This is a genomic window from Flexivirga sp. B27 (genome assembly GCF_052905685.1).
This window is the reverse complement of the sequence record NZ_JBPYUM010000001.1, coordinates 406,357-422,429: the sequence shown is the minus strand read 5'-3', so window position 1 is coordinate 422,429 and position 16,073 is coordinate 406,357. Positions and strand designations below refer to the sequence as shown.

Annotated in this window: 15 protein-coding genes; 7 read left to right on the top strand and 8 right to left on the bottom strand. The window is 69.0% G+C overall.

All coding sequences use genetic code 11. From position 1 onward, the window contains the following. Positions 1-23 precede the first annotated feature (23 nt). Both ACSZL9_RS02040 and ACSZL9_RS02035 read left to right on the top strand, forming a co-directional pair. Positions 24-2,330, top strand: a complete 2,307-nt coding sequence (locus tag ACSZL9_RS02040) for a RelA/SpoT family protein (protein ID WP_446663795.1) — start codon at positions 24-26, stop codon at positions 2,328-2,330. 92 nt (positions 2,331-2,422) lie between these two features. After that, positions 2,423-2,842: a hypothetical protein gene (locus ACSZL9_RS02035; protein ID WP_446663794.1), complete on the top strand. Its 420-nt coding sequence runs from the start codon at positions 2,423-2,425 to the stop codon at positions 2,840-2,842. A gap of 24 nt (positions 2,843-2,866) precedes the next feature. On the opposite strand, the gene ACSZL9_RS02030 is transcribed toward ACSZL9_RS02035, so the two are convergent. The 4 genes from ACSZL9_RS02030 to ACSZL9_RS02015 form a co-directional block, all read right to left on the bottom strand. After that, on the bottom strand, positions 2,867-3,412 hold the full coding sequence (locus tag ACSZL9_RS02030) for a hypothetical protein (RefSeq protein ID WP_446663793.1): 546 nt from the start codon (positions 3,410-3,412) through the stop codon (positions 2,867-2,869). A 47-nt stretch (positions 3,413-3,459) separates the two neighbouring features. Further along, entirely contained in the window at positions 3,460-4,761 is a 1,302-nt protein-coding gene (locus ACSZL9_RS02025) for a M18 family aminopeptidase (protein WP_446663792.1), read from the bottom strand. Beyond that, positions 4,761-6,224: a DUF349 domain-containing protein gene (locus ACSZL9_RS02020; RefSeq protein WP_446663791.1), complete on the bottom strand. Its 1,464-nt coding sequence runs from the start codon at positions 6,222-6,224 to the stop codon at positions 4,761-4,763. The genes ACSZL9_RS02025 and ACSZL9_RS02020 overlap by 1 nt, the downstream gene beginning before the upstream one ends. A 65-nt stretch (positions 6,225-6,289) precedes the next feature. Next, positions 6,290-7,030: a peptidylprolyl isomerase gene (locus tag ACSZL9_RS02015; protein ID WP_446663790.1), complete on the bottom strand. Its 741-nt coding sequence runs from the start codon at positions 7,028-7,030 to the stop codon at positions 6,290-6,292. A 166-nt stretch (positions 7,031-7,196) separates the two neighbouring features. On the opposite strand from ACSZL9_RS02015, the gene ACSZL9_RS02010 reads away from it, so the two are divergent. Further along, the gene (locus ACSZL9_RS02010; protein ID WP_446663789.1) at positions 7,197-7,892 is read left to right on the top strand and encodes an MBL fold metallo-hydrolase; all 696 of its coding nucleotides are present in this window, start codon (positions 7,197-7,199) and stop codon (positions 7,890-7,892) included. A 17-nt stretch (positions 7,893-7,909) separates the two neighbouring features. After that, positions 7,910-9,241 carry a histidine--tRNA ligase gene (gene hisS / locus ACSZL9_RS02005; protein WP_446663788.1) on the top strand — a complete coding sequence of 444 codons (1,332 nt, stop codon included), beginning with the start codon at positions 7,910-7,912 and terminating at the stop codon, positions 9,239-9,241. On the opposite strand, the gene ACSZL9_RS02000 is transcribed toward hisS, so the two are convergent. Beyond that, the gene (locus ACSZL9_RS02000) at positions 9,163-9,873 is read right to left on the bottom strand and encodes a hypothetical protein (protein ID WP_446663787.1); all 711 of its coding nucleotides are present in this window, start codon (positions 9,871-9,873) and stop codon (positions 9,163-9,165) included. The two genes, hisS and ACSZL9_RS02000, sit on opposite strands and share 79 nt — an antisense overlap. A 92-nt stretch (positions 9,874-9,965) precedes the next feature. On the opposite strand from ACSZL9_RS02000, the gene xerD reads away from it, so the two are divergent. Further along, a complete protein-coding gene (gene xerD / locus ACSZL9_RS01995; protein WP_446663786.1) occupies positions 9,966-10,889 on the top strand; it encodes a site-specific tyrosine recombinase XerD in 924 nt (307 codons plus the stop codon). 26 nt (positions 10,890-10,915) lie between these two features. Beyond that, positions 10,916-11,896, top strand: a complete 981-nt coding sequence (locus tag ACSZL9_RS01990; RefSeq protein WP_446663785.1) for a TIGR03557 family F420-dependent LLM class oxidoreductase — start codon at positions 10,916-10,918, stop codon at positions 11,894-11,896. A 120-nt stretch (positions 11,897-12,016) separates the two neighbouring features. On the opposite strand, the gene ACSZL9_RS01985 is transcribed toward ACSZL9_RS01990, so the two are convergent. Genes ACSZL9_RS01985 through ACSZL9_RS01975 form a run of 3 tightly spaced genes read right to left on the bottom strand, consistent with a single transcriptional unit; the run spans position 12,017 to position 14,969 of the window. Next, positions 12,017-12,844 (bottom strand): ABC transporter ATP-binding protein, encoded by an 828-nt coding sequence (locus ACSZL9_RS01985; RefSeq protein WP_446663784.1) that lies wholly within the window; start codon positions 12,842-12,844, stop codon positions 12,017-12,019. Beyond that, positions 12,844-13,941, bottom strand: a complete 1,098-nt coding sequence (locus ACSZL9_RS01980; RefSeq protein ID WP_446663783.1) for an iron chelate uptake ABC transporter family permease subunit — start codon at positions 13,939-13,941, stop codon at positions 12,844-12,846. The genes ACSZL9_RS01985 and ACSZL9_RS01980 overlap by 1 nt, the downstream gene beginning before the upstream one ends. Beyond that, entirely contained in the window at positions 13,938-14,969 is a 1,032-nt protein-coding gene (locus ACSZL9_RS01975; protein WP_446663782.1) for a putative F420-0 ABC transporter substrate-binding protein, read from the bottom strand. The genes ACSZL9_RS01980 and ACSZL9_RS01975 overlap by 4 nt, the downstream gene beginning before the upstream one ends. A 248-nt stretch (positions 14,970-15,217) precedes the next feature. On the opposite strand from ACSZL9_RS01975, the gene ACSZL9_RS01970 reads away from it, so the two are divergent. Further along, positions 15,218-16,072, top strand: coding sequence for a ParA family protein (locus ACSZL9_RS01970; protein ID WP_446663781.1), 855 nt, complete (start codon positions 15,218-15,220; stop codon positions 16,070-16,072). Position 16,073: the final 1 nt, after the last annotated feature.

Here is a 16,073-nt window from a genome sequence, read left to right as displayed (position 1 = left end):
GTTCACCCGATTACACTCTGGATATGAGTCAGGACGAGCGCACCAGCAATCCGTCAGGTGCCTCCCGGGTGCGAGCCCGGCTCGTTCGTTTCGGTGCTCCCCGGCCGAGCACCAACCGTGAGATCGAGCCGCTGCTCGCCATCGTGCGAGCGACCCACCCCAAGGCGGACCTGGCGATCATCGACCGCGCCTACGGCGTCGCGGAGCAGTCGCACCGTGGCCAATTGCGCAAGTCGGGCGATCCCTACATCACCCATCCGCTGGCCGTCGCCACCATCCTGGCCGAGCTCGGTATGACGCCTCCGACCCTCGCCGCAGCGCTGCTGCACGACACGGTGGAGGACACGCCATACAGCCTGACGCAGTTGAAGGACGAGTTCGGCGAGGAGATCGCCATGCTCGTCGACGGCGTCACCAAGCTGGACAAGGTGACCTACGGCGACGCCGCGCAGGCCGAGACCGTGCGCAAGATGGTCATCGCGATGGCCCGCGACATCCGGGTGCTGGTCATCAAGCTCGCCGACCGGCTGCACAACGCCCGCACCTGGCGCTACGTGTCTGCCGAGTCGGCGCAGCGCAAGGCGACCGAGACGCTGGAGATCTACGCCCCGCTCGCGCACCGGCTGGGCATGAACACCATCAAGTGGGAGCTGGAGGACCTGTCCTTCGCCACGCTCTACCCGAAGGTCTATGACGAGATCGCCCGGCTGGTCGCCGACCGAGCGCCGGCCCGCGAGGAGTACCTGCGCGGTGTCCGTGAGCAGGTGACCGCCGACCTGCGCACCGCCAAGATCAAGGCGACCGTCACCGGCCGACCGAAGCACTACTACTCCGTCTACCAGAAGATGATCGTCCGCGGCCGCGACTTCGAGGACATCTACGACCTGGTCGCGATCCGGGTGCTGGTGGAGTCGGTGCGCGACTGTTATGCCGTCCTGGGCACGATTCACTCGCGGTGGAGTCCGCTGCCGGGGCGGTTCAAGGACTACATCGCGATGCCGAAGTTCAACATGTACCAGTCGTTGCACACGACGGTCATGGGCCCGCAGGGCAAGCCGGTGGAGATCCAGATCCGCACCTTCGCGATGCACCGCCGCGCCGAATACGGTGTCGCGGCGCACTGGAAATACAAGGAGGACGCCAAGAAGGCCGGCGACGGTGCCGACGGCGACGCCCCCGGCAACGACATGAGCTGGCTGCGGCAGCTGCTGGACTGGCAGCGCGAGACCGCCGATCCGGGGGAGTTCCTGGAGTCGCTGCGCTTCGACGTCGGCTCGCAGGAGGTCTACGTCTTCACCCCCAAGGGCTCGGTCATGGGGCTTCCGGCCGGGTCCACCCCGGTGGACTTCGCCTATGCCGTGCACACCGAGGTCGGCCACCACACGATCGGTGGCCGGGTCAACGGACGCCTCGTGCCGCTGGAGAGCCCGCTGGAGAACGGCGACGTCGTCGAGATCCTCACCTCCAAGGCCGACGGCGCAGGGCCGAGTCGTGACTGGCTCGGGTTCGTCAAGAGCCCGCGTGCCCGCAACAAGATCCGTCAGTGGTTCTCCAAGGAGCGCCGTGAGGAGGCGATCGAGAACGGCAAGGACGCCTTGGCGCGCACGATCCGCAAGAAGGGGCTCGGCATCCAGCGGCTGATGTCGCACGAGTCGCTCACGTCGGTCGCCGAGCGGTTGAAATACCACGACATCGATGCCCTGTATGCCGCCATCGGCGACAGCCACGTCTCACCCGAGCACGTGGTCAAGCAGTTGGTGACGATGCTCGGCGGCGAGGAAGGCACCACTGAGGACCTGGCCGAAGCGACCAACCCGGTGCGTCGCAATCGCCGCTCGTCCGAGGCGGATCCGGGCGTCACCGTCGTCGGCACCGACGACGTCTGGGTCAAGCTCGCGCGCTGTTGCACCCCCGTGCCCGGCGACGACATCATCGGCTTCGTGACGACCGGCAACGGCGTCTCGGTGCATCGACGCGACTGCACCAACGCCGAGCAGCTGCTCGCCCAACCCGAGCGGCTGATCAACGTCGCGTGGTCGCCGTCGGCGGCGTCGGTCTTCCTGGTGCAGCTGCAGGTCGAGGCGTTGGACCGCAACGCGTTGCTGTCCGACGTCACACGGGTGCTCTCCGAGCAGCACGTCAACATCCTGTCGGCGTCGGTGCAGACCACCCGCAATCGCGTGGCGATCTCGAAATTCACCTTCGAGATGGGCGACCCCAACCACCTCGAGCACGTCATCAAGGCGGTGCGCAAGATCGACGGCGTCTTCGACGTCTACCGCATCACCGGGTCCGGCCACCGCAGCACCGAGCACGCCACCCAGTCCTGACGTCCTGCCGAATCCCCTTGTCTCACAGGTGCTTTCGCGACCTGTGGATAACTTCTGCGGGAGTATGACGCACGGGTGCAAGCTCTGCAGGCATGGTTACTTCACCGCAACACAGCAGACCGATCCGCACGCACACCGACCTCCTCGAACGCTGGGAGGAGCTCATGGGCACCGGCGGCTTCGACCGGCGCAGCCTCTGGCTGATCTTCCTGGACGCCGACGGTCACCAGTCCGACCTGATCGTGCCCATCGACGACATCCCGATCCTGCCCGACAACCGTGACGTCACGGCGATCGCGGACCTGGTCGGACGCGTCCGGGCGGAGGTCGGCGTCGCCCAGGTGCCGATGCTGCTGTCGCGTCCCGGGCCGCGCGACATCACCGAGGGAGACCGTCGCTGGGCAGTCGCATTGAGCGCAGCCGTGCGTGACCTGCATCCCCGCTGGCCCATCCACCTCGCAACCCGCGACCGGGTGCAGGTTTTCGCGCCCGACGACCTGATTGCGGCCTGAGCGCGGTCGCATGCGTTCCTGCGCTCAGGGGGCTCCCGCCCAGGTGGCGTCGGCAGCGGCCGGCTCACCCGTCACGCCGGACAGGCCGCCCAACTGCAGGCAGTCGGTGAGTCGTGCTGTGCTGTCGCCGATCGCCATCTCGAGGCTCGTGGCGCCGCGATCGCACCGACCGGACGACAGCCAGTGCAGGCGTAAGTAGATGTCGTGACCGGGGTCGACGTCGCGGGCGATCTTGGGATCGCGCCAGTCCCATTGCACGGCAACGGTTTTGCCGGCCGCGTCGCGCACCACGATGGCCGGAGTGTCCGGCACCGACCGGGAGCGGTCGCTGCAGTTGCGCAGCTGCACGCTCAGGAATCGGTTGCCCGACGCCGGCTGGACCGGTGTGAAGCCGAACGCCCACGATCGGGCACCACACCTCGCGAAGGTGGTCGTGGTCCGGACCGGAGCAGGTGTCGGCTCGGCAGAGGTCGGGGTTACGGCGCTCGACGTCGGACGCGCGCCGGTGGGACCGCCGCCGGTGTCGAGCTGCACCGAAGCGCAACCGGCGACGGTCGCGGTGAGCGCCACGGCAGCAAGCGTGGCAAGGGCGGCATCGCCGCGGCACAACATCCGCGTCAGGCGGGGGAGAGGAACGCGGTCAGGGCGTCGGCATACATCCGCTGATCCTCGGTGCCGACGAGCTCGCGCACCGAGTGCATCGACAGGGTCGGTGCACCGAAGTCGACCGTGGTGACGCCGGTGAGCGCCGACGTGACCGGCCCGACCGTCGAGCCGCACGGCAGGTCCGAGCGCACAACGAAGGCCTGCACCGGGACGCCTGCCTGCTCGCACGCGAGTGAAAATGCTGCAGCACCAACCGAATCCGTTGCATAGCGCAGATTGGTGTTGATCTTCAGCACCGGCCCGCCGTTCATCGCGATCCGGTGCTCTGCCTCGTGCCGGTCGGCGTAGTTGGGGTGTGTCGCGTGCGCCATGTCGCCGGAAGCGATCACGCTCCCCGCGAGTGCGCGATGCATGTCCTCACGGTCGCCGCCGAGGCTGTGGGTGATGCGCTCCAGCGTCGTCATCAACAGCGCCGACTGCGCGCCGCGCTCGGAGACCGAGCCGATCTCCTCGTGGTCGAAGAGCGCGAGCACCTGCGTCGTCGGGGTGCTCACCCCGTCGCGGTCGGCGCGGATCAGCGCGAGGGTGCCCGCGTATGACGTCGCCAGGTTGTCCATCCGGGCACCGGCGATCAGCTCCCGGTCGCGGCCGAAGAAGGCCGCCGGCTGCAGGTCGACAGTCATCGCGTCCCAGCCGAGGACATCGCCTGCAGCGACCCCCAACTGGCCGGCCAGGTAGCCGCGGAAGTCGACCGTGGCGTCACCGAGACCCCAGTGCGGGACGAGGTGCTGCTGCGGGTTGAGCTGCTCACCCTCGCGTGCCGACCGGTCCAGATGTATGGCGAGCCGGGAGATCCGCAGGATCGGGTCATCGACCCGGAAGAGCGCCTCGCGCGCGCCGCTCCCGTCGCGGACAGCGACCCGGCCCGCGACGCCGAGGTCACGATCCATCCAGCTGGGCGCGATGATCCCGCCATACGGCTCGACACCGAGCAACTGCCAGCCGGCGCGGGTGACGTCCGGCTGTGGCTTGATCCGGAAGTTGGGGGAGTCGGTGTGCGCGCCGATCATCCGGACCGGTGTGGTCGGACCGGCGGAGTGCCGGGTCGACCAGGCGAGCAGCGAGCCGCCGCGGATCAGGAAGTAGCCACCCGGCTCGGTCGGCCATGCGTCGGTCTCGGCGAGCTGCCGGAAACCCGCTTCGGTCAGCATCCGTGCCGACTCGGCGCACGCGTGGAACGGCGTGGGTGCTGCGTTCAGATATTCGACGAGGCCGGCACCGACCTCCATTGCCGCGGACGAAGAAGCTGTCATCACGCCTTTCCTGTGTCACCTGCGTCTTGGAGTCCGCCGCGTGCCTGCTCGAGCCACGCCTGGCGCGCCGCGAGTGAGTCCTCGAGCTCCTTGACCTTCTTGTCGTTGCCACCGGCGCGAGCCTTGTCCAGATCAGCCTGCAGGTCGGCGACTGCGGCCTCCAGCTGGTCGACCATCGACTGGGCGCGGGCGGCCAGCTCCGGGTCGGTCTTCTTCCACTTGGAGTCCTCGGCGTCGCGGACGGCCTGCTCGACCTTGCGCATCGCCGCCTCGATGCGGTGCATGTCCTTGCGCGGCACCTTCCCGGCGGCGTCCCACTTGTCCTGAATCCCGTGTAGCGCCGACTTCGCCGCGGCGAGGTTCTTGACCGGCAACAGCGCCTGCGCCTCCTTCAGCAGCTGCTCCTTGACCACCAGGTTGGCCTCGAACGCCTTGTTCTCCTCGGCGACGACCTCGTCCTTCGCGGCGAAGAACGAGTCCTGCGCGGTCTTGAAACGGGCCCACAGCTTGTCGTCGTCCTGCCGCGAGGCGCGGCCGGCCTGGCGCCATTCGCCCATCAGCCGCTTGAACGCCGACGCGGTCTGTCCCCAGTCCTTGGAGGTCGCCAGCCGCTCGGCCTCGGCGATCAGCTGCTCCTTGCGTGCCTTGACCTGAGCGTGCTCCTCGTCGAGCTTGGCGAAGTGCGAGCGACGGGTCTTGTCGAAGCCGTTGCGGGCCCGGCTGAAGCGCTGCCACAGCGCGTTCTCGGTCGGCTTGTCCAGCTTGGCGCCGGTTCGCTGGAGGTTCTTCCACTCCTCGAGCAGGGCGCGCATCCGTGCCGTGCTGGCCTTCCACTGGACCTTCTCGGTCGGCTGCGCAGCGATCTGCTCGGCCTCGGCGACGACGGCTTCGCGCTGCTCGGCAGCCTGCGCGCGTGCCGCCGCACGAGCCTCACCCTCCACTTGAGCCTTGGCCTTCAGGGCGACGGCGATCTGCTCCACGGTGGAGTCCAGGTGCGCCAGGTCACCGACGACGTGCGCGTCACCGATCTGCTCCCGCAACGCCCGCAGCGCCTCTTGCCCGTCGTGCACGGCGAGGTCGGTCTGCACCACGCGCTGCAGCAGCAGGCCCGCTGCGGCGGCCAGCTCGTCGTACTTGCGGGCGAAATATGCCAGCGCCTCGGCGTGCGTCGCGTCGGGGTAGGACCCGACCTCGCGCTCACCGTCGGGTGTGCGCACGAAGACGGTGCCGTCGTCGCCGACGCGGCCGAACGACGCCGAGTTGCTCGAGGCCGCCACCGCCGGTGCGGGGGCGGTCGGCACTGCCGTGCCGGCCGGAGGGCGCGGCACCCCGTCGGCCGGGGGCTGCGGTGTGGGAACGACCGGCGGGTGCGGCTTCGGCGCCGGAGGCGTGGGCTTCGGTGCAGCTGCAGGTGCCGGCTGGGCCGTTTCCGATTCGGTGACGTTCTCGGGTCGCTCGCTCATGGCCTCCCCTTCTTGTGTCGGGCGAGGCCATTCGGTGACGTTTTCGGGTCGCTCGCTGCGCTCGCTCATGCCTTCTTCTCCGTGACGGTGACCTTGAGGATGCTGATCGGCTTTGTCGGTGGGCCATCGCCGCCCGGGCTGTTCGTGCCGGCCTTGGCGACAGCGTTGACGATCTTCATGCCGTCCACAACCTTGCCGAAGATGGAGTAGCCGCCGCCGTCGGTCGGCAGCTGGGTGTCGTCGTAGACGATGAAGAACTGCCCGCCGTTGGACTCCGGGTCGGTCGAGCGCGCCATGGCCAGCGTGCCGGCCGGGTAGTCGCCGTCCTCGGGTGCGTTCTCGATGCCGAACCCGTAACCCGGATTGCCCGTCCCGGTGCCGGTCGGGTCACCGCACTGCAGGACGTAGATGCCCTGGGTGGTGAGCCGGTGGCAGGGGCTGTCGTTCCAGTAGCCCTTGGCCAGCTGCAAGAATGACGCCACGGTCTGCGGAGCCTTGTCGCCATACAGCTCGAGGGTGATGTCGCCGCAGTTGGTGTGCAGCACGGCCGTGAACGTCTTGCCCTCGGCAGCGGCCTTGGACGGCAGCTTCTCCTTCTTCGGTGAGGTCGGCGTAGCCGGAGCTTTCGAGCAGTGCAGCGTGGTGCCGGTGACCCCGAGAGTGCGGCCGGAAGCGGACGGGGCCGACCCCGCGATCGAGTCGCCGGAGCCGGACGAGCCTCCGTCGCCGGACCCGCAGGCGGTGAGGCCGAGTGTCGTGGCGAGGCAGGCAACGCCGATGACTGACCGGACCCGGTTCAGACGCACAGTGCAAGTTCTCCTCGGTGATCTCCACACGGCGGATCTGCACGCTCGTCGGGAGGCAGCTGACAAACGTCAGTCAGTCTAGGCGGTCCGGATGGGAATTCCACCCGGTTACTCAGCAGGTGGTCCATCGTGACTGCAGTTGTTGTGGCCCCGATAGGCTCGCCGGGTGCTCACCGCGTCCTTCCCAGCCGCCGTATTCGGCACGAACTGCTATGTCATCGCGCCCGGTCAGGGCGAGGAGTGCGTCATCGTCGACCCCGGCATCGGTGTCGTCGACACCTTGCGTGACGCACTCGCCGAGCTGCGGCTGCGGCCCGCGGCGGTGCTGCTCACCCACGGCCACGTCGACCACGTCTACTCGGTCACCCCGGTGTGCGGTGGCGCGATCGGCGCCTACATCCACTCCGACGACCGCTACCGGCTGACCGATCCGCTCGAGTCGCTCGGTCCGCAGCTGGTCGGCATGTTCGAGCAGCAGTTCGGCAAGGCACCGACGTGGACCGAGCCGAGTGACGTCGTGGAGATCCGCGACAAGCAGACCCTGCAGCTGGCGGGTATGACGTTCGAGGTGCGACATACGCCCGGGCACACCGAAGGCTCGGTCTGCTTCGGCATCGACCAGATCCCCGACGGGCTGCCACCGGAGGCCGAGGTCACCTCGACCCAGCTGACCGGGGACACGCTCTTCGCCGGATCGATCGGCCGCACCGACCTGGCCGGCGGCGACACCGAGGCGATGAACCGCTCCCTGCGTGACGTCGTGCTGTCGTTGCCCGACACCGCCCTCGTGCTGCCCGGTCACGGGCCCGGCAGCACCATGGCGCGCGAACGCGCCACCAACCCTTATCTGCAGAACCTTTGAAGAGGACCCCGAAACACATGGCAACGAAGGTCACCCCGATCAGTGGCTTCCAGGAATGGCTCCCCGCGGACCGCATCGCCGAGCAGATCGTGCTCGACACCATCCGGGAAGTCTTCGAGCTGCACGGCTTCGCCTCGATCAACACCCGATCCGTCGAGCCCGTCGAGCGGCTGTCGTCGCAGGGCGAGGACGCCGACAAGGAGATCTACGCCGTTCGCCGACTGGCGGCGCCCGCCGACGACAGCGAGCCGTCGCTCGGTCTGCACTTCGACATGACCGTGCCGTTCGCCCGCTACGTGCTGGAGAACGCCGGCAAGCTGACGTTCCCCTTCCGGCGCTACCAGATCCAGCAGGCATGGCGCGGCGAACGCCCCCAACGCGGCCGATACCGCGAGTTCATCCAGGCCGACATCGACATCATCGACGCGAATGAGCTGCCGCCGCACTACGAGGCGGAGCTGCTGCTGGTCATCGCCGACGTGTTCTCCCGGCTGCCGGTCGGCGACTACACGGTCCACGTCAACAACCGGAAGATCTGCCAGGGCTTCTACACCGGCATCGGCATCGACGACGTCATCGGCACACTGCGGATCGTCGACAAGCTCGACAAGATCGGCGACGACGGCGTCGCCAAGATGCTGCTGGCCGCCGGACACACGCAGGAGCAGGTGGATCAGTGCCTCGCGCTGGCCCGGATCAACTCGACCGACAGCTCGTTCGTGGAGCAGGTGCGCGCTCTGGGCGTCGAGAACGAGTTGCTCGACGAAGGCTTGGCGCACCTGAAGTCGGTCATCGACACCGCGAACGAACACGCGCCCGGTGTGGCCGTGGCCGACCTACGGATCGCCCGCGGCCTGGACTACTACACCGGCACCGTCTACGAGACGATGCTCGAACGCGACCCGGGTTATGGCTCGGTGTGCTCCGGCGGCCGGTATGACGCCCTCGCCACCGACGGCAAGCGGACCTTCCCCGGTGTCGGCATCTCGATCGGGGTCTCCCGGCTGCTCGGCCTGCTGATCGGTGAGGAGGGTCTGACCGCCTCGCGGGAGACGCCCGTCGCCGTCCTGGTCGCCGTGACCGACGAGCAGTCCCGCCCCGAGTCGATGCGCGTGGCAGCGGCGTTGCGCGCTCGTGGCATACCGACGCTGCTGTCGCCGAAGGCGGCGAAATTCGGCAAGCAGATCCAGTTCGCCGATCGGCGCGGCATCCCGTTCGTGTGGTTCCCCGGCGCCGACGGTGACCAGGTGAAGGACATCCGCAGCGGCGATCAGGTGTCGGCCGACTCCTCGTCCTGGACGCCGCCTGCCGACGACGTGCGTCCGTCGCTGGTGCCACCGGCCGGCTGATCGCCCACCTCCGCGTCGGTCCGGATCTCGGGCATCGCCCGCAGCCCCAGGTGACGCAGGTAGGCATCGGCGAGGTCGCCGATCGCCGCCTCGTCCCCGGCCCGCCACGACGCGACCGGCCGGTCCGAGACCGTTGCCAGCTTGCGCGCGGGCAGGCGGGTCAGCGCGTCGAGCGCCAGCAGGTCGCCCCCACCGGGCAGGGTCCGCAGCCGCTGCGCGCGGCCGGCCCGGCGGGCGTAACCGATGCGCAGGAAGAGCCACCCGAAGATCGCCACGAGCACCGGCACGAGCGCGATCTCGAAGCCGACCGCGGCGCCGAGATTGCCCAGGTTGTCGGCCAATTCGCGGCCGGCACGTTGTAGAGAGGTCGCCGCGTCCGCGGACTTGTCGACCGGTTTGCGCACCTTGTCACCGACGATGGGAGTGTGCGCGAGGATGCCGGCAGCGTCGTGCAGGTGCCGCGCCATGTCGCTGCCGCTCCGCTCGATCTTGCGAGCGCCGTCCGCGGAGCTGGCAATCTGCTGGTGCACGTGTATGCCGAGCCAGACCCACGCGGTCAGCCAGGCGATGGTCAGCACGTCATACAGCACCTGACGGATGACGCGCGCCGGCTGCGCGGCATACAACTTCACGGTTGTGCCTCTCCTTGCACCTGGTTCTTGCACCTGCCGCTCTCCGCGGACCCTCACTTTGCTGCTGACGTCCCGCGTGAGAATGTCGTTCCGTGGCAACGTCCCTCGAACGCTCGGTGCGCGGCTGGCTGGATCACCTGCGTGTCGAACGCGGTGCATCCCCGCACACGTTGCGTGCCTACGAACGAGACCTGCGACGGTATGCCGAGCATCTTGCCGGTCGCGGCATCGACTCGGCCACCGCCGTCTCCGAAGCGGACATCACCGACTTCCTGGCGACCCTGCGGGAAGGGGACACCACGCACCAACCGCTTGCCGCATCCTCGGCGGCACGGACCATGGTCGCCGTCCGCGGGTTCCACAAGTTCCTCACCATGGAAGGCGACGCCGCCGACGACGTGGCGGCCGCTGTGTCACCGCCGAAACCACCGCAGCGGCTGCCCAAGGCGATCCCGCTGGAGGACGTGGAGCGACTGTTGGCCGCCGCCAGCGTGGGGGACACCCCCAAGTCGCTGCGGGACCGCGCGCTGCTGGAGTTGCTCTACGGCATCGGCGCTCGCGTGACCGAAGCCGTGAGCCTGGACGTCGACGACGTCGAGTTCGAGTCGGCCACCGTCCGGGTGCTCGGCAAGGGCAGCAAGGAGCGCATCCTGCCGCTGGGACGGTATGCCGCGGAGGCCCTGACGGCATACCTCACACGCGCCCGGGCGGCCTTCGCCACGAAGGGGACCGGGACACCCGCGCTGTTCCTCAACCAACGCGGCGGCCGACTGTCCCGGCAGTCGGCCTGGAACGTCATCCAGGCGGCCGCCGAGCGCGCCGACCTGTCCGGACACCTGAGCCCGCACACGCTGCGGCATTCCTTCGCGACCCACCTGTTGGACGGCGGCGCGGACGTCCGTGTCGTGCAGGAGCTGCTCGGACACGCCTCGGTCACCACGACGCAGATCTACACGATGGTGACCGTCCAGCAGCTGCGTGAGGTCTTCGCCAGCACCCATCCGCGCGCGCACTAGACCGATCAGCAGGGCAGGATGAGTCGATGCAGTTACCGATCGGCTACACCGTCGCCCTGGACCGGTTCCGACCGCAGGAGGCGGTCGAGCTGGCAGCCCTGGCGGACGATGCGGGTTTCGCGGGCGCCTGCTGCGGGGACAACTTCCAGCCGGCCCTGGCGCAGCACGGCCAGGCGGGTTTCATGTGGTCGGTGCTGGCGGCGATGGGCGCTCGCACCCGCGGCGTGCTGGGCGGGATCACCACACCGGGTTATCGGATGCATCCGGCGCTCGTCGCGCAGGCAGCCGCGACGCTCGCGAGCCTGCACCCGGACCGGCACTGGGTCGCCGTGGCGTCCGGGGAAGCGCGCAACGAGCATGTGGTCGGCGGCTACTGGCCCGAGCCGCCCGAACGCATCGCGCGGATGTTCGAGGCGGTCGAGATCATCAAGAAGCTCTTCGGCAGCCGGGACAAGGACGTTCGCTACAGCGGTCGCTACCACCAGTTGGAGACGACCCGGTTGTGGACGCTGCCGACCACACCACCGCCGGTGCTGGTCGCGACCTCTGGGCCGGCGACCGCCCGCCGTGCCGGTAGGACGGCGGACGGCCTGCTGACGATCGAGTCCACGCCCGAGCGTCTGGAGGTGCTGGTGCGGCGCTTCGAGCAGGGAGCGCGCGAGGCCGGACGGGACCCGGCGCGGCTGGTGCGCGCCGCGCAGGTGCGGGTGTCGTGGGCCGCAACCGACGAGCTCGCGATGGAGCAGGCGCTGGCCGGTTCGCCGGAGTCCGGCCTGCGCTTCTCGACGGCCGACCTGCGCTCGCCGTTCATCCTCACCCAGGCCGCTCGCGCGGTCCGCGCCGAGGACCTGGCCGGCCGCGTGCTCGCCTCGGCGGACCCGCGGGCCCACCGCGCACACCTGCAGCGGTATGCCGACCTCGGCTTCACCCACGTCTACGTGCAGCAGGTCGGCACCGACCAGCAGGGTTTCCTGCGCACGTATGCCGAGCACGTGCTCGGGGGCTGAGCCGGCCGAGCCTGTCGAGGTCTCGAGTTGGCCGAGCGCCCCGAGTTGGCCGAGCGTCCTGAGTTGGCCGAGCCTGTCGAGGTCTCGGGGTTTCGACGAGCTCAACCGTCTCAGGGAAGCTCAACCCTCACGAGTCTCGACGAGCTGAGTCATCTCGCGGTCCGACGGCAGCCGGCTGAACGCGAGGACGGACTTGCCGGTCACCGGATGCGTGAGCACCTCGGCGTGCACGCCATACAAGCGGTGAATGAGCGTCGGTGTGAGCACCTCGGCCGGCGGGCCCTGTGCGACGGCCTGCCCGCGCTCCATCGCGATCACGTGATCGGCGTGACCCAGCGCGTGCCCGAGATCGTGCAGTGCGGTGACGACGGTGAGCCCCGAGTCGGCGAGATCGCGCAACAGCGCCAGCGCGTCCAACTGGGCGCCGATGTCCAGGTGGTTGGTCGGCTCGTCGACGAGCAACAACCGGGGTTGCTGGGCCAACGCGGCAGCGAGGCGGACACGTTGCTGCTCGCCACCGGACAGGGCGTTGTAGGGGCGATCGGCGAGGTGCGGGGCACCGACCCGGTCGAGCATGCTCGCTGCGACCTCCCGGTCGGCAGGCCCGAGGCCACTCCATGGCTGTAGGTGGGGGATGCGGCCCAGAGTGACGACATCGATCGCGGTCAGGTCCTGGTCGGTGCTGGTCTGCTGCTCCAGCAGGGCGATCTGCCGAGCGCGCTCGCGGCGACCGAGGCGGTCCAGATCGGCACCGTCGAAGGCCAACCGCCCGGTGTCCGGTCGTAGGGCACCCACGAGCAGCCGCAGCACCGTCGACTTGCCGGCGCCGTTGGCCCCGACCAGCGCGGTGAGCTTGCCGGTCGGCGCGGACAGGCTCAGCTCGTGCAGGACCTGGGTGTGCCCGATCCGGGCGCTGACGGCATCCAGCCTGAGTCCTTCGGTGGTCATCACTTCTTCCTCCGCATCAGCACCATCGCGAAGACCGGTGTGCCGATCAGCGCCGTCACCACACCGACCGGCAACTCCTGTGCGCCGAAGGCGGACCGGGCCAGAGTGTCCGCCCACACCAGGAAAACCGCGCCGAGCAGAGCGGACAGCGGCAGGAGACGGCGGTTGGCAGATCCCGCGATGAGCCGGACGATGTGCGGCAGGACCAGGCCGACGAAGCCGATCGAGCCGCTGTAGGCGACCAACGCACTGGTCAGCATCGCCGAGGCGCCGAGCAGGATCCACCGGGTGCGTGCGACGTGCACGCCGAGGCTCGCTGCGGCAGTCTCCCCGAAAGTGAACGCATCGAGCGTGCGCCCGGCGAAGGCCAGCGGGATCCCGAGCAGGGCGAGTGCGCCGGTGGTGACGGCGACACTGTGCCAGGTGCTGCCGGCGACCGAGCCGAGCAGCCAGTTGAGCACCTCGCGGTAGTTGTCCCCGTCGGAGCTCCAGACGATGACCAGGCTCGTTGCGGCCCCGCAGCACGCCGAGACCGCGACGCCGGCCAGGATGATCCGGCTCGGGTCCAGTCGAGCGGTCGCGCTTCCAGCGATCAGCAACGTCGCGGCCAGCGAGACGGCGCCACCGCCGAACGCGGCAACCGGCAGGGCCACACCGATCTGCAGCACGAGCACCCCGACAGCGCCGAGGGAGGCGCCCGACGAGATGCCCAGCAGGTAGGGATCGGCCAGCGGGTTGCGGGTCAAGGCCTGCAGCAGCGCCCCGCACAGCGCGAGCCCGGCACCCACAGCGGCGGCCGTGAGCACCCTGGGCAGGCGCAGGTCCCACACGATGCCGTCGTCGATGCGGTCCAGTCGGGTGCCGCCCAGTCCGAGATGGGCGAGTATGTCGCCCCAGACCTCGTGGAAGCTCAGCCCCGAGGTCCCGACCGTGACGGCCAGGCCGACGGAGACGACCAGCAGGACGGCGAGCGCCATACCGACGACGGCCGCAGGCGGCTGGGCCCGCCGCGGTCGTGCGGTGCGCTGTGCCGCTGCCGATCCGGGCACTGGTCCCGTCGCTGATCCCGTCGTCGGTCCGGTCACTGGGCTGGTCACCGGTCCAAGGTCCGCAGCTGGCTGATGATCGACCGCACGGCAGCGACGTTGCGGACGCCGGCCTCACTCGCGGGGAAGGGGACGGTGACGAACCGGTGCTTGCGCACGGCGGTCAGTTTGGCCGTCGCCGGATTGTCCTGCAATTGCTTGATTTTCGACTTCGCGGTGTTCCACGAGGCGTCGACCAGCACGATGACGTCGGGATCCTCGGCGAGGATCTTCTCCCAGCCCATGCTCGTCCACGTCTTGTCGATGCCCGCAGCGACGTTGTGCAGGCCGGCGGCCTGCATGATCATGTTGGGCGCACCGATGCCGGCGCCGACGAACGGCGTCTTGGAGCCGGAGCTGTACCACAGCGCAGTGTGCCCGGCCGTCGACGGGCGCACGGCACGAAGCGACTTCTTCTGCTCGGCGACCAGGGCCTTCGCCCGCTTCGGCACGCCGAAGACCTTCCCGGCCTGGTCGATCTGCTTCCACAGCAGGTCGAAGGTCATCGGATGCGGTTGGTATTTCGCCTCCTCGCAGGCGCTGGGGGCGACATACGTGGCGACGCCCAGGTCGGCCAGCGCCGAGCGGTCACCGGCGGTCTGCGCGGTGAGATTGGACTCCCAGCCGGCGAAGATGATGTCCGGCCGCCGCTGCAGGACCGCCTCCTGACTGGGCGCGTTGTCGCTGAGCACCGGCAACTTCGCGGCGGCGTCGGACCAGGCGGCCGGCACCGGACCGTCCCGGAAGGCGGTGCCCACGATGCGGTCCTGCAGGCCCAGCGCCAGAGCCAACTCCAGGGTCGAGGACTTGATCGTCACGATCCGCGACGGCGGCTTGTCGATCGTCACCCGGGTGCCGCAGTTGTCGACTGTGACCGGGTAGCCCGGTGCCGTGGTCTGCGATGCGGGTGCGGCTGCCCGCGACCCCGTGCCGCAGGCGGTGAGGGCGAGGCCCGCACTGAGGGCGAGTGCGAGGAATGGCAGGAAAACGCGACGGCGGTGTCGCGTAACGGGTCGGGAAAGAGGTCGGGCAGCGGGCATGAGCGTCCTTGGCACAGGTATGTCGGAAGGTGTCGTCGCCTCGACGACAGGGTGAATCGGCGGGTGACAAGCAGCTCATGCCCGAGCGTGCAACGTCCGACCAGATCGGGTCGGCGGTCGGTTCGAAGCTAACACGGTCAAGGGCTGTTGCGGGTATGTCGGCGAGCCTGCGGGCACGCAGGTCGCCTCCGATGTATTAGGTTTGATCGCGATCGCCGAGAGGCCGAACGAGTGACACGGGAGCGAGATTGAGTTCGAAGGAGCAGGTCGGTCCGACGGGCCGCCCGCTGCCCACCTTTCCCAGGCCCGCCGAGCTGACCAGCCACGGGCCGGCGCGCATCATCGCGATGTGCAACCAGAAGGGTGGTGTCGGCAAGACCACCAGCACGATCAACCTCGGCGCCGCACTGGCCGAATACGGCCGCAAGGTGCTGCTGGTCGACTTCGACCCGCAGGGAGCCCTGTCGGTCGGCCTCGGCATCCGTGCGCACGAACTCGACACGACGGTCTACAACCTGTTGGTCTCGCGTGACGACGACATCCACGACGTCATCCAGTCCACCGCGACCGAGAACCTCGACGTCCTGCCGGCCAACATCGACCTGTCCGCGGCCGAGGTGCAACTCGTCGGCGAGGTCGCCCGAGAGATGGTGCTGGCGCGAGTGCTGCGTCCGGTCCTCGACGAGTACGACGTCATCCTGATCGACTGCCAGCCGTCCCTCGGACTGTTGACCGTCAACGCACTGACCGCCTCGCACGGTGTCGTGATCCCGTTGGAGTGCGAGTTCTTCGCGATGCGTGGCGTCGCGCTGCTGGTGGAGACCATCGACAAGGTCACCGACCGGCTCAACCCGCGCCTGGAGGTCGACGGCATCCTGGCGACGATGTATGACGGTCGCACCCTGCACAGCCGGGACGTGATCCGTTCTGTCGTGGGGCATTTCGGCGACAAGGTGCTGCACACGGTGATCAGTCGCACGGTGAAATTCCCCGACGCGACGCTGGCGGCCGAGCCGATCACGACATACGCCTCGACCCACGGTGCGGCAGAGGCCTATCGGCAGTTGGCGCGCGAGCTGGTGGCTCGCGGCGCTGCAGCGTAAC